At 75.9% G+C, this 14,821-nt stretch carries 7 protein-coding genes and 1 tRNA gene; 1 reads left to right on the forward strand and 7 read right to left on the reverse strand.

Annotated elements, in window-relative coordinates:
- Nucleotides 1–75: 75 nt before the first annotated feature.
- Entirely contained in the window at nt 76–2,121 is a 2,046-nt protein-coding gene (locus LPA54_RS42360) for a caspase family protein (RefSeq protein ID WP_267487358.1), read from the reverse strand.
- 135 nt (nt 2,122–2,256) lie between these two features.
- The gene (locus tag LPA54_RS19770) at nt 2,257–2,907 is read right to left on the reverse strand and encodes a LysE family translocator (protein ID WP_228979622.1); all 651 of its coding nucleotides are present in this window, start codon (nt 2,905–2,907) and stop codon (nt 2,257–2,259) included.
- Between the two features lie 129 nt (nt 2,908–3,036).
- On the opposite strand from LPA54_RS19770, the gene LPA54_RS19775 reads away from it, so the two are divergent.
- Nucleotides 3,037–4,380, forward strand: coding sequence for a PLP-dependent aminotransferase family protein (locus tag LPA54_RS19775; protein ID WP_228979624.1), 1,344 nt, complete (start codon nt 3,037–3,039; stop codon nt 4,378–4,380).
- Nucleotides 4,381–4,620: 240 nt separating this feature from the next.
- Here LPA54_RS19775 and LPA54_RS19780 read toward each other — a convergent pair.
- The 5 genes from LPA54_RS19780 to topA all read right to left on the reverse strand — a co-directional run bounded on the left by LPA54_RS19780 (nt 4,621) and on the right by topA (nt 14,553).
- A tRNA-Thr gene (locus LPA54_RS19780) sits at nt 4,621–4,694 on the reverse strand.
- Between the two features lie 95 nt (nt 4,695–4,789).
- A complete protein-coding gene (locus tag LPA54_RS19785; protein WP_228979631.1) occupies nt 4,790–6,337 on the reverse strand; it encodes an alpha/beta hydrolase in 1,548 nt (515 codons plus the stop codon).
- Nucleotides 6,338–6,405: 68 nt separating this feature from the next.
- On the reverse strand, nt 6,406–7,617 hold the full coding sequence (locus LPA54_RS19790) for a DNA polymerase III subunit delta' (protein ID WP_228979634.1): 1,212 nt from the start codon (nt 7,615–7,617) through the stop codon (nt 6,406–6,408).
- 205 nt (nt 7,618–7,822) lie between these two features.
- Nucleotides 7,823–11,200, reverse strand: coding sequence for a dTMP kinase (gene tmk, locus LPA54_RS19795; RefSeq protein ID WP_228979636.1), 3,378 nt, complete (start codon nt 11,198–11,200; stop codon nt 7,823–7,825).
- 470 nt (nt 11,201–11,670) lie between these two features.
- Nucleotides 11,671–14,553 (reverse strand): type I DNA topoisomerase, encoded by a 2,883-nt coding sequence (topA, locus tag LPA54_RS19800; RefSeq protein WP_228979637.1) that lies wholly within the window; start codon nt 14,551–14,553, stop codon nt 11,671–11,673.
- Nucleotides 14,554–14,821 lie beyond the last annotated feature (268 nt).

Here is a 14,821-nt window from a genome sequence, read left to right on the forward strand (position 1 = left end):
CCGTTGACGGCCGGTCCCGTTGACGGCCGGTCCCGTTGACGCGCCCCCGGCCGGCCCGGCGACCGGTGACGGGCCTCAGACGCCCCGGCCGCCGTCCCTGCCGGCGGGCCCCGGCACCACCGTCCGTACCGAGACGGTCGTCGCCCACCACTGGCCGGGCGCCGTACGCCGGGACGGCCCCGTGTCACGCGTGACCCCGGTACCGCCGGGTCCGCCGGTTCCGCCGGGTCCGCCGGTCCCGGTGAGGTGGAGCTCCCCGTCGGCGGCTGGTGCGGTGGGCGCGTCACGGGTGTCGGCGTAGGGATCCCAGGCAGGCAGGTGGAAGGGCGCGGTGTTGATCTCCCCCTCGGCGACGACCAGCTTGAACCAGTCGCGGACCTCGGCGCCCGGCCGCTCGGCGCGGGTCGGCGGGAGGGACAGCTCCACCGGGTCGCCGTCGAAGACGTGGGCCGTGCCGTGGGCGCCGATGAAGTGCCCCTCGTAGAGGCCGGTGTGGGCGGCGTGGCTGTCGGTCAGGTCGACGAGCACCGCCCACAGGGGGCGGGGCCCGTGGTTGTGGAGGCGGATGACGACCTCGGGGCGGTGCCAGGCACCCGGGCGGCCCCGGTAGTGGAGCACCAGGTCGCCGGCCGCGTCGGGGGTGAGAGCGGGCGCGGACCGGCCGGGCGTCCACGGGCTGACCTCGACGCGGACGAGGCCGGCGAGGGGTGAGGCCGGGTTGTCCAGGGCGTGCAGCTGGTGCCAGCGGGCCAGGTGGACGAGGCAGCGGGCGACGCGCCGGGCGTCGGCCGGGCCGGTCAGGGGCAGGGCCGCCACCACGGGCGTGCCGTCGCGGCGCAGGACCCGCGCCACTCCTCCGCCGGCGACGACGCGGCGCAGCCCGTCGGGGCGGGCCGCGTCACCGGCGTGGAGCAGCGGGGACGGCCCGCCGTCCGGACCGGCGGTGGCCAGCGCGGCGGCGACCAGTGCCGCGTCGGAGCCCTCCAGCCGTACGGCGAGCGGGGGCAGGGCCAGGGAGGAGGGCGCGACGGGGTAGGCGCGGGTGGGATCCGGGTGCCAGCCGTCGGGGGCCACGAGCGTACGGAGGGCCTGCACCTGCCGCGCCCGGACCACGGGCCCGCCCCCGGTACCGGGCCGGGGGACGGTGCCGGGGGCGGTGCCGGTACCGGGGGTGGGGGCGCCGCCCGTCACGGTGAACGCGGTGGCCCGTGCGGTGTCGGCGCCCTCACGCAGGCCGTGCGCGCCACCGCAGTCCACCTCCCAGCCGTCCGTGCCGTACCGCAGCAGGTGGGGGGCGGGCGGACGGACCAGTCCGCCCAGCACCGGCCCGTCCGCCGGGCCGCCGGGTTCGGCGGGGGCGAGGACGGGGTGCTGGCGCCGCTCGTCCCGCTGCACGCGCGCGTTGGCGCCGGCCAGGACCTGCCGGTACGTCGCTCCGGGCGGCGCCGCCCGCAGGGCGCCCAGCAGGGCGCGGGTGAAGACGCCGTGGCGGCGCCCGCCGAAGTCCCTTTCGTACGCGAGCTGGTCCAGCCTGCTGCCGGCCAGCAGGACGTGCCGGGGCGCCGCGTCGGGACCGGCCGAATCCCGGGCGGCGGGGTGCGCGGGGACGGGGGCGGGCAGCCGCGTCCACTCGGGCAGCGGCGGCGCGTACCGCGCGACGGCGTCCGGCTCGCCGTCGGGGTCGCGCGTGGCGCCTCCGGAGTAGCAGCAGTCGAGGACGGCGGCGACGTGCGCGCCCCGCGCGGCCACGGCGTCGAGCAGCGCGCCGAGCTCCTTGTCGGGGAGCGGGCCGTCCGCGCAGACCAGTGCCTGGCACCGGCCGGTCGCCTCGACGCGGCGCTCCCAAGGGCTGAGCGCCGCGTACTCGGTGCCGTGGCCGGAGAACCACAGGAGGGCCGTGTCGCCGGGGCCCGCCTGCCCCAGGTGCCCGCTGACGGCCGCGGTCACGGCCGAGACCGTCGCCTCACGGTCCGTCAGGGTCCGTACCCGGGGCGGAGAACCGAGCCGTTCCTCCAGCCAGCGGCGGCCGGCCTCGATGTCGTTGAGGCAGCCGGACAGCGGGGGCCACCGGCCGGCCGGGTAGTCGTCGATGCCCACGAAGAGGGCGTACACCGTCGCCATGCCCGGAGTCTCGCAGGCCGGGCGGTGCCTCCCGGGGCGTTTCCCGGCACTCCTCCGGGCGAGTGCGGGGCGCGGGGCGGCCGGGTCGGCGGGCGGCGGGGGCTGGTGGCCGGTCGTCTTGGCGGGGTGGCCGGGTCAGCGGGCGGCGGCGCGGGGGGCGGTGGTGTCGGCGGCCATGGTGACGGCGAGCCCGCCGAGCACGGCGCCCATGGCGTAGCGCTGGGCGCGCAGCCACGCCGGGTGGCGTGCGAGGAAGACGGCGACGGCGCCCGCGGCCGTCACGATCGCGAGGTTGACACCGATGCTCACGACGACCTGGACCGAGCCGAGGACGAGCCCCTGGGCGAGGACGTGCCCCTCCTCGACGTCGACGAACTGCGGGATCAACGACAGGTACATGATGGCGATCTTCGGGTTGAGCAGGCTCGTCATCAGCCCCATCGCGAAGAGCCGGCGGGGCGGGTCCGGGGGCACGTCCCGCGGGGTGAACACCGACACGCCGCCCGGCCTGAGCGCGCACCAGGCGAGCCAGCCCAGATAGGCGGCGCCGGCGAGCTTCACGGCCAGGTACAGCTGCGGTACGGCGGTGAACAGCACCGACAGGCCGAGGTTGGTGGCGACCAGGTAGACGAGGAAGCCGACGGCGACACCGCCCAGCGAGACGACCCCGGCGCGGCGGCCCTGGGTGAGCGAGCGCGAGACGAGATAGACCATGTTGGGCCCGGGCGTCAGCACCATGCCGAGCGCGATCACGAAGACCCCTGCCAGGGCGCTGCCCTCCACCATCGGCTCGGTCCTCCCGTGTCGTCCACTCGTCCGCCCCTTACCGGAGTCCGAGCATATTGACGCCACCTTGCTCGGTGCAATAAGAACATTGCTCTCGGTGCAATCCAAACAGCATGGCAGGAGCGGGAGTTGAGCGACTACCAGCGGGTGGCGGACGCGGTGGCCGGGGAGATCGCGGCCGGACGCCTGCGGCCCGGGGACCGGCTGCCGCCGCAGCGGCGCTTCGCCCGGGACCGCGGCATCGCCGGCTCCACGGCCGCCCGGGTCTACCGCGAACTGGCCCGGCGCGGCCTGACGGTCGGCGAGGTGGGCCGCGGCACGTTCGTCCGTGCCACCGAAGGGCCGTCCGCAGCGCCGGCGTTGAGCGACGACCCGCCGGGGCAGCGGGTGAACCTGGAGCTCAACCACCCCGTCGTACCGGAGCAGGCCGCGCTGCTCGCCGAGGGCCTGGGCGGGCTGCTGCGCGCCGACGCGCTGGAGGCGGCGCTGCGGCCGGTCGGCCCGGCCGGCACGCCCCGGGCGCGGACGGCCGCGGCGGCGCTGCTCGCCCGGGCCGACTGGCGGCCGCGCCCCGATCAGGTGCTCTTCACCGGCAACGGCCGGCAGGCCATCTCGGCCGCCGTCGCCGCGCTGGTACCGCCCGGGGGACGGCTGGGCGCGGAGGAGTACACGTACCCGGTGCTGAAGTCGATCGCCGGGCGCCTCGGCGTCACCGTCGTGCCGCTGGCCATGGACGGGGACGGGGTACGGCCCGACGCGATCGTCGCCGCCCACCGCGCCGCGCGGCTGCACGCGGTCTACGTCCAGCCCATCCTGCACAACCCCCTCTCCCTCACCATGCCGCCCGCACGCCGCGTCGCCCTCGCCGCGACCCTCCGGGACCTGGACCTCACCGCGATCGAGGACGCAATCTGGGCGTTCCTGGACCAGGACGCCGCCCCGCTCGCCGCCTTGGCGCCGGAGCGGACGGTCCTCGTGGACAGCCTGTCCAAGCGGCTCGCGCCCGGCCTGACCGCCGGGTTCGCCGTGGTGCCCGACGCGCTGGCACCCGCCGTGGAGGCGGCCGTCCGCTCCGGCGGCTGGACGCCGTCCGGCTTCGCCCTGGAGGCGGCGACCCGCTGGCAGTCGGACGGCCGCCTGGACGCCCTCCTCCACGCCAAACGCGCGGAGGTCGCACGCCGCCAGGACCTCGCCCGCCGCCACCTCGCCGGCTTCGCCCTGCGCACCGACCCCCGGTCGTGCTTCTGCTGGTGGGAGCTGCCGCCGGCGTGGCGCGCCGACCTCTTCGTGGCCGCGGCGGCCCGCCGCGGCATCGCCGTCACCCCGGCGTCCGCCTTCACCACCGACCCGCGCCGCACCCCGGACGCGGTCCGCCTGGGCCTGGCCTCGCCCCCGCCGGACACCCTGGCGCGGGCCCTCACCACCCTCGCCGCCCTCGCCCGCACCACCCCGGAGGACCACGTCCCCACCTGACCGTCCATGCCCTCTGCGGCGAACCTCGCGTCGACGACCAGGCCGACGGCGCGGAGGCCGGCCGCCGAGCCGTCAGTCCTGGAAGACCGGGCGCCGGACGCCGCGGCGGGGGTTCTGCCCGGTTCCGATCGCGCATCGTCCACACGAGCCCGGCCACGGGGTCCGTGCCGTTGGGGCACGCCCCACCCCGAGCAACCGAAAACCCCAGGCCGGAGAAGATCCGACCTGGGGTTTTCACTGAGCCGCCTTCGGGATTCGAACCCGAGACCTACGCATTACGAGTGCGTTGCTCTGGCCAACTGAGCTAAGGCGGCACACCGCGCTCACCCCCTGGGAGGTGCAGCAGCGAGCACAAGTCTACACAGGTGGAGAGGGTGCTCGTGCACGCCTGTTCCCGGGGGCCGGCGGTCTAGCGGCAGCGTTTGCCCGGGGGCGGGGGCGTGCCCTGGAGGAGGTAGGTGTTGATCGCCGTGTCCACGCAGTCGCTGCCCCGTCCGTACGCCGTGTGGCCGTCGCCGTCGTACGTGAGGAGGGTGCCGGAGGAGAGTTGCGCGGCGAGGGACCGCGCCCAGGCATAGGGGGTGGCCGGGTCGCGGGTGGTGCCGACGACGAGGATCGGGGCGGCGCCGTCGGCGGTGATGCGGTGCGGGGTGCCGGTGGCCTTGACCGGCCAGTACGCGCAGCCCAGCGACGCCCACGCCAGTCCGCGTCCGAAGACGGGCGACGCCTTCTCGAAGGACGGTACGGCGGCGGCCACGGCGGCGGGGGTGGTGAAGGCGGGCGGCAGGTCGAGGCAGTTGACCGCGGCGTTGGCGGCCATGAGGTTGGAGTAGTCGCCGCCGGCCTCGCGCTCGTAGTAGCTGTCGGCGAGGGCGAGCAGGCCGGCGCCCTCGCCGTCCATCGCGCGGGTGAGCGCCCCGCGGAGCTGGGGCCAGGCGGCCTCGTCGTACATGGCGGTGATCACGCCGATCGTGGCGAGGGCCTCGCCGAGGGGGCGGCGCGCTTCGCCGGTGGGTACGGGCTCGCGGTCCAGCGCGGTGAGGAACGTCCTCATGCGGGCCGTGGCGTCCCGCACGGACGCGTTGCCGAGGGGGCAGTCCGCCTGCTTGACGCAGTCGGCGGCGAAGGAGCGGAACGCCGTGTCGAAGCCGGCCGTCTGGTCGAGGTTCACCTCGCGGGCCGTGCGGGAGGGGTCCATGGCGCCGTCCAGGACGAGGCGGCCGGTGCGGTCGGGGAACAGTTCCGCGTACGTGGCGCCGAGGAACGTGCCGTACGAGGCGCCCACGTAGTTCAGCTTCGCGTCGCCGAGCGCGGCCCGGACGATGTCCATGTCGCGGGCCGCCTCGACGGTGGAGACGTGCGGCAGGACGCGGGCGGAGCGTTCGGCGCAGGCCGCGGCGAACTTCCTGTACGCGGCGGCCAGCCCGTCGGTCTCGCGCTGGTCGTCGGGGGTCTGGTCGACCTGGGTGTAGGCGTCCATGGCGGGCCCGTCGAGGCAGCGGACCGGCGCGCTGCGGGCGACGCCGCGCGGGTCGACGGCGACGATGTCGTAGCGGGCGCGGACGGGGGCCGGATAGCCGACGCCGGCGTACGCCTGGAGGTAGTCGACGGCGGAGCCGCCGGGTCCGCCCGGGTTGACCAGCAGGGAGCCGATCCGCTCGCCGGGGCCGGTGGCCTTGGCGCGGGCCACCGCCAGTTTCACCTGGCCGTCGCCGGGGCGCGCGTAGTCCAGGGGCGCCTTCAGCGTGGCGCACTGGAAGCCGGGGACCCCGCAGTCGCGCCAGGCGGGCCGCTGGGCGTAGTAGGGGCGCAGCGCGGCGGTGGCGGAGGCGGACAGGGCCGTGGGCTCGGCGTGCGACACCGGCTCGGCCGTCGGGGCGGCGGCGCAGCCCGCCGTGAGGAGCAGGGCGAGGGCGGCGGCCGGCGCGGGTGTACGGAGCAGTCGGCGGGGATCCATCCACCGGAGCGTAGCCGCAGTGTGACGTTCGGTCACACGGGTGCCGCCGGCGGCGCCACCCGGACGGGCTAACCGGCGCGCAGCGCCATCGTCATCGCCTCCACCGCGAGGAGCGGCGCGACGTTGCGGTCGAGGGCCTCGCGGCAGGCGAGGACGGCCTCCATGCGGCGCAGCGTGGCCTCGGGGGTGCTGCCGCGGGCGATGCGGTCGAGGGCGTCGCGCACGTCCTCGTTGGCCAGCGCGGTGGTGGTGCCGAGCTGGAGCGCGAGGACGTCCCGGTAGAAGCCGGTGAGGTCGCTGAGGGCGAGGTCGAGGGTGTCGCGCTGGGTCCGGGTCCGCCGGCGCTTCTGGCGGTCCTCCAGCTCCTTCATCGCTCCGGCGGTGCCGCGCGGCATGCGGCTGCCCTGGCCGCCGCCGAGCGCCGTCTTCATCTCCTCGGTCTCCTTGACGTCGGTCTCCTCCGCCAGCTCCTTGGCGTCGTCGCCCGCGGCGTCGACCAGCTCCTGCGCGGCTTTCAGGCAGCCGCCGACGTCGTGGACGCGCAGGGGCACGGTGAGGACGGCGGTGCGGCGGGCGCGGGCCCGCTCGTCGGTGGCGAGGCGGCGGGCGCGGTCGATGTGGCCCTGCGTGGCGCGGGCGGCGAACGCGGCGGCGGCGGGGTCGACGCCGTCGCGCCGGACGAGCACCTCGGCGACGGCGTCGACCGGCGGCGTGCGCAGCGTGAGGTGGCGGCAGCGGGAGCGGATGGTGGGCAGGACGTCCTCCAGGGACGGCGCGCACAGCAGCCAGACCGTCCGGGGCGCGGGCTCCTCGACGGCCTTCAGCAGGACGTTCCCGGCGCCTTCGGTGAGGCGGTCGGCGTCCTCCAGGACGATGACCTGCCAGCGGCCGACCGCCGGGGAGAGCTGGGCGCGGCGCACCAGCTCACGCGTCTCCTTGACGCCGATGGACAGCAGGTCCGTGCGGACGACCTCGACGTCGGCGTGCGTCCCGACGAGCGCCGTGTGGCAGCCGTCGCAGAACCCGCAGCCCGGCTCGCCGCCGAGCGACCGGTCGGGGCTGACGCACTGGAGGGCGGCGGCGAAGGCCCGGGCGGCGGTGTCGCGGCCGGCGCCGGGCGGGCCGGTGAACAGCCAGGCGTGCGTCATCTTCGACTTGGTCGTGTCGAGCGGCGCGACGCCCCGCGCGTCGGCGGTGACCAGGGCGTCGGCGTCCCGCGCGGCGGCGGCGAGCTGCGCCTGCACGCGGTCCTGGCCAACGAGGTCGTCCCATACGGGCACGGGGCACCGCCTTCCTGGGGTCGTTCGGTCCCGGCGTCGCCGCCGGTCCCGCGGGTGGGTCGCGAGTGCCGGCGTCCGGCGCCGGTCCCGCGGGTGGAGTCGCGGGTTCCGGCGTCCGCCGTCGGTCCTGTGGCTTCCGGCGTCCGCCGTCGGGCGTCCGCTCCTCGCGCCTCCATTGTGGCGGAGGGGTGTGACAGCTCCCGCCTCAGCGGCGGCGACCTCCGCCGCGCCGCCCGCCGGACCGGCCGCCGTCGTCGTCCTCGTCCGGGCGGCCGAGCAGTTCGTCGGCGAGGGAGGGCAGGTCGTCGAGCGGGGTCTCCTCGGCCCAGTCGGGCCGGCTGCGTGCCGGCCTGCCGTCGGCGTCGACCTGCGGCAGTTCCCGCGTGCGGTCGTTCGCCCCGGTGGGCTCGACGGTGGCGCCGGGGCGGGCCTCGTCGCGGAAGAAGCCCGGCGGGACCCGGTCGTCCGGGCGCTCGTCGCGTACGGGCGGCAGGACGGCCGTCTCCGCGAGGTCGGCGGGCGGGCCGGCGGGCTCGTCGTCCTTGCGCATGTCGATGCGCTGGGTCTCCTCCTCCGGCCGGGGCGGGGCGGGGTCGTCCTTGCGCATGTCGATGCGCTGCGTCCGCTCCTCGGCCCCGGCGGCCGCCTGCCCCGCGGCCCGTCCCGAGGCGGCCGGGGCGGGGCCGGCCGGGCCGGCCGCCGACGCGGCGGCGGTACCGGCGTCCGGCTCGTCGTCCCTGCGCAGGTCGATGCGGGGCGTGGGCACGGTCTGGGTGATCTCGTCGGGCCGGACGACCGGCGTTGGCACCGTCACGTCGTGCGGCGACACCTCCCGCGGCGGCGCCGCGGACCGGGCGGCTGCCGCCGCCGCGGCCGCGGCGGCCGCCGTCGCGGCTTCCTCCGCCGCCTGGCGGCGGGCCTCCTCGGCGCGCAGCAGCGCCTCCTCGGCCTTCCGCTGCTTCTCCCGCCGGCGCTCCTCGGCCTCGGCGCGCAGCCGCGCCTCCTCCTCGGCCTGCAGGCGCAGGCGCTCCTGCTCCTCGAGCCGGGCCTTCTCCTCCGCCTCACGCCGGCGGCGCTCCTCCTCGGCGAGCCGCCGTGCCTCGGCCGCGCGCCGGCGGGCCTCCTCGGCCTGCCGCTCGGCCTCGCGGCGGCGGGCCTCCTCCTGCTCGCGGCGCTTGCGCTCCTCCTCCTCGGCACGCAGCCGGGCGAGCTGCTCCTGGCGCTCGCGCTCCAGGCGCTCCTCCTCGGCCTTGCGCCGCGCCTCCTCCTCGGCCCGGCGGCGGGCCTCCTCCTCGGCGGCTCGGCGGGCCTCCTCCCGGGCCCTCACCTCGGCCTCGGACAGGGGCAGCACCCGGTCGAGCCGGTGGCGGATGACGGTGGTGACGGCCTCGGGCTCCTGCCCGGCGTCCACCACGAGGTACCGGGCGGGGTCGGCGGCGGCGAGGGCGAGGAACCCGGACCGTACCCGCGCGTGGAACTCGGCGGGCTCGGACTCCAGCCGGTCCGGGGCCTCCGTGAACCGCTCGCGGGCGGTGGCCGGCGCCACGTCCAGCAGGACCGTCAGATGCGGCACGAGGCCGCCGGTGGCCCAGCGGGAGATGCGGGCGACCTCCGTCGGCGACAGGTCCCGCCCGGCGCCCTGGTACGCGACGGACGAGTCGATGTACCGGTCGGAGATGACGACAGCGCCGCGCTCCAGGGCCGGGCGGACCAGCGAGTCGACGTGCTCGGCGCGGTCGGCGGCGTACAGCAGGGCCTCCGCGCGGTTCGACAATCCGGCGGACGACACGTCGAGGAGGATCGAGCGCAGCCGCTTGCCGATGGGCGTGGCGCCCGGCTCGCGGGTGACGACCACTTCGTGGCCCTTCGCCCTGATCCACTCGGCGAGGGCCGTGACCTGCGTCGACTTGCCGGCGCCGTCACCGCCCTCGACGGCGATGAAGAAGCCGGTCGCGGCCGGGGCCTGCGCCGGGTCGGCGCCGCGCAGCGCGTCGCGCAGGTCCCGGCGGAGCGGTACGCCGGAGCGGTCGTCGGTCTTGGCGAGGGCGAGCGCGGCGACGGGCAGCAGCAGCGCGCCCACCAGCATGAGGGCGAAGGCGGCGCCGCCGTGCGAGAAGACGGCGTCCCCGTCGGCCGGCCGGTGCGGGCCGAAGGCGGCGGCGAACAGCGGAGCGGCGAGCGCGCCGAGCGCGATGGCGACGCGGACGACGGCCTGGAGGTGCTCGGTGACGCGGGGGCGCCGCGGCTCCTCGGTCTCCTGGTCGATCAGGGTGTGGCCGGTGTTCGCGGCGACACCGGCGGAGAAGCCGGCGGTGAGCGCGAGGAAGAAGACGGTCGCCGTGTCGGGCACGAGGCCCATGGCGAGGAGGGCGACACCGGTGACCGCGGTCGCGAGGGCGAGGAGCCGGCGGCGGGACAGGGCGGGCAGTACCGCGCGGGCGCCGCGGATGCCCAGGCCGGTACCGCCGGTCAGGGCCAGGACCAGCAGGGCGTACGCGACGGGGCCGCCGCTCAGCTCGGCCGCGTGCAGGACGGCGACGGCCGACGCGGCGGCGATCGCCGCGGCGACCGCGGCGCAGGCCAGGACGAGCAGCGGTATGGCGCCGGTGCGGCCCTTCTCGGGGCGCGGACCGGAGCCCTTCGCCTCCGGGCGCTTGCCGGAGCCCTTCCCGGGACGCGGGCCGGACTCCTTCTCCGGGCCGGTGCCGGTGCCGCTGCCGGTGCCGGGGCCGGCGGTCGGGCGGCGCAGGCCCTCCAGCGGGGAGCGGGGGCGCGGCGACTGGCCGTCGGACAGCTGGAGGGAGCAGAGGATCGCCAGGGAGGCGGCGAACAGGCCGGCCGCCGTGTACGCCCCGAGGGCCGCCTGGTGCTCGGAGAACCAGTCGACGCCGAGGGCGAGCAGCTTCCCCACGAGCGCCACGAGGAGCAGGACGGCCGCCGCTGCCGGGATGGTGGCGAAGGCGGTGCGCAGCGACAGCCTGCGCAGGGAGGCCAGGTGGTCGGGGAGCGGCCGGACGGCGGCGCCCTCCAGGGGCGGGGCGGGCAGCAGGGTGGGCGCGGCGCTGTCCTTGGCGATCGTCCAGAACCGCTCGGCGGCGCCCGCGAGGAACGCGGTGACCAGGAGGAGCGTGACGGCGTGCGCGGGGGTCCAGATGATCCAGAGGGGGGCCACGACGAGCAGCGCGAGCCGTACGCCGTCGGCGGCGACCATGGTCCAGCGTCGGTCGAGGGGGCCGCCCGCGGCGACCAGTCCGCTCATGGGGCCGAGCAGGACGGCCCCGAGGAGCAGCGTCGACACGGCGCGGGCGGCGAGGACGGCGGTGACCGCGAAGGCCGCGCCGCGTACGCCGCCGCCGAACGTCTCCGCCGTGACGGCCGCCCGCACACCGAGCAGGATCAGGACGAGCAGGGCGAGCGCGTCCGCCGTACCGCCGAGCAGTGACGCGCTCCACAACCTGCGCAGTGGCTGGTTGCGCAGCAGTGCGCGGACGGCTCGCTCGCGGGAGTCCGCGGCGAGTGCGGCGTCGGTGGCTTCGGCGTCTGAGGTGGGGCTCAGGACCGTTGGCTGCTCGGCTCGCGTCATCCCCTCAGCCTATCCGCCCAGGCCGACACTCAGTCTTCCCCGCCCGAACACACGACCGGGCCCCGGAGGCCGGGGTACAGCCGGGTGCAGCGGCGTGCCCACCCCGCCCGGTTCGCCGTGAGGCGGTGGACCGGGCGGGGTGGGCACGGGGGAGGCCGGGACGCCCGCGCGACGGGCGCGGTGAGCCGGGCGGTGAGCCGTCGGACGTGGCTGCGGCTCGGCGTGCGACGGACGGCCCGACGCGGCCGCGCGTCCGGCCCCGGACGCGCGACCGGCACGGCTGGGCGTCCGGCACGGCTGGGCGTCGTCCGGCACGGCTGAGCGTCCGGCACGGCTGAGCGTCCGGCACGGCTGAGCGTCCGGCACGGCTGAGCGTCCGGCACGGCTGAGCGTCCGGCACGGCTGAGCGTCCGGCACGGCTGAGCGTCGGGCACGGCTGGGCGTCCGGTGCGGAGGGGCGTCCGGGTCGGCTAGGCGTCCGGCGCGGACGGCCTCCCCGCCGTCGTCTTCTTCGCCGCCGCCTTCTTCGCCGTGGCCGTCCCGGCCGCGGTCGTCGTGGTGGCGGTCGCCTTCTTGGCGGTGGTCTTCTTCGCCGCCGTCTTGGCCGTGGTCGTCTTCTTCGCCGCGGTCTTCTTCACGGTCGTCTTCTTGGCCGCCGTCTTCTTGGCGGTCTTCTTCGCCGGCGCCTTGGCACGCTTCTCGGCGAGCAGTTCGAAGCCGCGCTCCGGCGTGATCGTCTCCACGCTGTCGCCGCTGCGCAGCGTCGCGTTCGTCTCGCCGTCCGTGACGTACGGGCCGAAGCGGCCGTCCTTGACCACGACGGGGCGCTCGCTCACCGGGTCGCTGCCCAGCTCCTTCAGCGGCGGCTTGGCCGCCGCGCGGCCGCGCGCCTTGGGCTGGGCGTAGATCGCGAGGGCCTCGTCGAGGGTGATGGTGAAGAGCTGGTCCTCGCTCTCCAGGGACCGCGAGTCCGTGCCCTTCTTGAGGTACGGGCCGTAGCGGCCGTTCTGCGCGGTGATCTCCACACCCTCGGCGTCCGTGCCGACGACGCGCGGCAGCGACATGAGCTTGAGCGCGTCGTCGAGGGTGACCGTGTCGAGCGCCATCGACTTGAAGAGGGAGGCCGTGCGCGGCTTGACCGCGTTCTTGCCGGTCTTCGGAGTGCCCTCGGGGAGGATCTCCGTGACGTACGGGCCGTAGCGGCCGTCCTTCGCGACGATCATGTGTCCGGTCGCCGGGTCGTTGCCCAGCTCGAACTCGCCGCTCGGCTTCGCCAGCAGCTCCTCCGCGTACTCCACGGTCAGTTCGTCGGGGGCGAGGTCGGTGGGGACGTCGGCCCGCTGGTGGCCCTCCTCGTCCTTCGTCCCGCGCTCGATGTACGGGCCGTAGCGGCCGACGCGCAGCACGATGCCGTCGCCGACCGGGAAGGAGGAGATCTCCCGGGCGTCGATGGCGCCGAGGTCCGTGACCAGCTCCTTCAGGCCGCCGAGGTGGTCACCGTCGCCGTTGCCCGCGTCGGCGGCGGCGCCGCCCTGGGCGAAGCCGCCCCCGGGCACCGTCTCGCCGAAGTAGAAGCGCTTCAGCCACGGCACGGCCTGCGCCTCGCCGCGGGCGATCCGGTCGAGGTCGTCCTCCATCCTCGCGGTGAAGTCGTAGTCGACAAGCCGGCCGAAGTGCTTCTCCAGCAGGTTGACGACGGCGAAGGAGAGGAAGGACGGGACGAGCGCGGTGCCCTTCTTGAAGACGTAGCCGCGCTCCAGGATCGTGCCGAGGATCGACGCGTACGTCGACGGGCGGCCGATCTCGCGCTCCTCCAGCTCCTTGACCAGCGACGCCTCGGTGTAGCGGGCGGGCGGCTTGGTGGCGTGGCCGTCGGCCGTGATCTCCTCGGCGGTCAGGGCGTCGCCCTCGGCCACCTGCGGGAGGCGGCGCTCGCGGTCGTCCAGCTCGGCGTTCGGGTCGTCGGCGCCCTCGACGTACGCCTTCATGAAGCCGTGGAAGGTGATCGTCTTGCCGGAGGCGCTGAACTCGACGTCACGGCCGTCGGAGGACCTGCCGCCGATCCGGACGGTGACGGAGTTGCCGACGGCGTCCTTCATCTGGGAGGCGACGGTCCGCTTCCAGATCAGTTCGTACAGCCGGAACTGGTCGCCGGTCAGCCCCGTCTCGGCGGGCGTGCGGAAGCGGTCGCCCGAGGGGCGGATCGCCTCGTGGGCCTCCTGCGCGTTCTTCACCTTGCCCGCGTACGTGCGGGGCGCGGACGGCAGGTAGTCGGCGCCGTACAACTGCGTGACCTGGGCGCGGGCCGCGGAGACGGCCGTCTCGGACAGGGTGGTGGAGTCCGTGCGCATGTAGGTGATGAAGCCGTTCTCGTACAGCTTCTGCGCGACCTGCATCGTCGCCTTCGCGCCGAAGCCGAGCTTGCGGCTCGCCTCCTGCTGGAGGGTCGTGGTGCGGAACGGCGCGTACGGGGAGCGGCGGTACGGCTTGGACTCGACCGAGCGGACGCCGAACGCGGCGTCGGCGAGCCCGGCCGCCAGGGCGCGGGCGTTCGCCTCGTCCAGGTGCAGCACCTGGTCGCTCTTGAGCCGGCCGTCGGGACCGAAGTCACGGCCCTGGGCGACGCGGCGTCCGTCGACCGAGGCCAGGCGCGCGGTGAGCGTCGAGGGGTCGGAGGCGTCGCCGGGGCGGCCGGTGCCGAAGGTGCCGGTGAGGTCCCAGTACTCGGCGGAGCGGAAGGCGATGCGCTCGCGCTCCCGCTCGACGACGAGCCGGGTGGCGACGGACTGCACGCGGCCGGCGGACAGCCGGGGCATGACCTTCTTCCACAGGACCGGCGAGACCTCGTAGCCGTAGAGCCGGTCCAGGATCCGCCGGGTCTCCTGGGCGTCGACCATGCGCTTGTTCAGCTCGCGCGGGTTGGCGACGGCCTGCTGGATCGCATCCTTGGTGATCTCGTGGAAGACCATCCGGTGGACGGGGACCTTGGGCTTGAGGACCTCCAGGAGGTGCCACGCGATGGCCTCGCCCTCGCGGTCCTCATCGGTGGCCAGGTAGAGCTCGTCCGACTCGGCGAGCTGCTCCTTCAACTTCCTGACCTGGGCTTTTTTGTCGGCATTGACGACGTAGATCGGCTGGAAGTCGTGTTCGACGTCCACGCCGAGGCGGCGCACCTCGCCGGTGTACTTCTCCGGCACCTCGGCGGCGCCGTTGGGGAGGTCGCGGATGTGCCCGACGCTCGCCTCGACTACGTAGCCGGGGCCGAGGTAGCTCTTGATCGTCTTCGCCTTGGCAGGCGACTCGACGATGACGAGTCGGCGGCCGCCCTGTGCGGTCTCGCGTGTCGGGGACAACTCTTCGCTCTTCTCTCCGGTCGGCGCTCGGTGGCATGTGCGGCGCGGCGCGGGACCCGCCTGGGGCGCACCACGGGCACTGCGGGCACTGCGCCACGGCTGTGGCGCTGCTGTCGCTGCGGAGTGTGACGGTACAACCCGCCCCCGTGTCAAACGGCAAAAGCCCGCAACGGCCACTCGAACGGTAACCCGACTTCTGGCATTCCTGCCGCCCGGACTCCCCTCACGGCGCGGAGGCCCCCGTTCCGGCTAGTGGCGTGCCACGGTC

Source organism: Streptomyces sp. DH12, from assembly GCF_020873895.1.
Classification (GTDB): domain Bacteria; phylum Actinomycetota; class Actinomycetes; order Streptomycetales; family Streptomycetaceae; genus Streptomyces.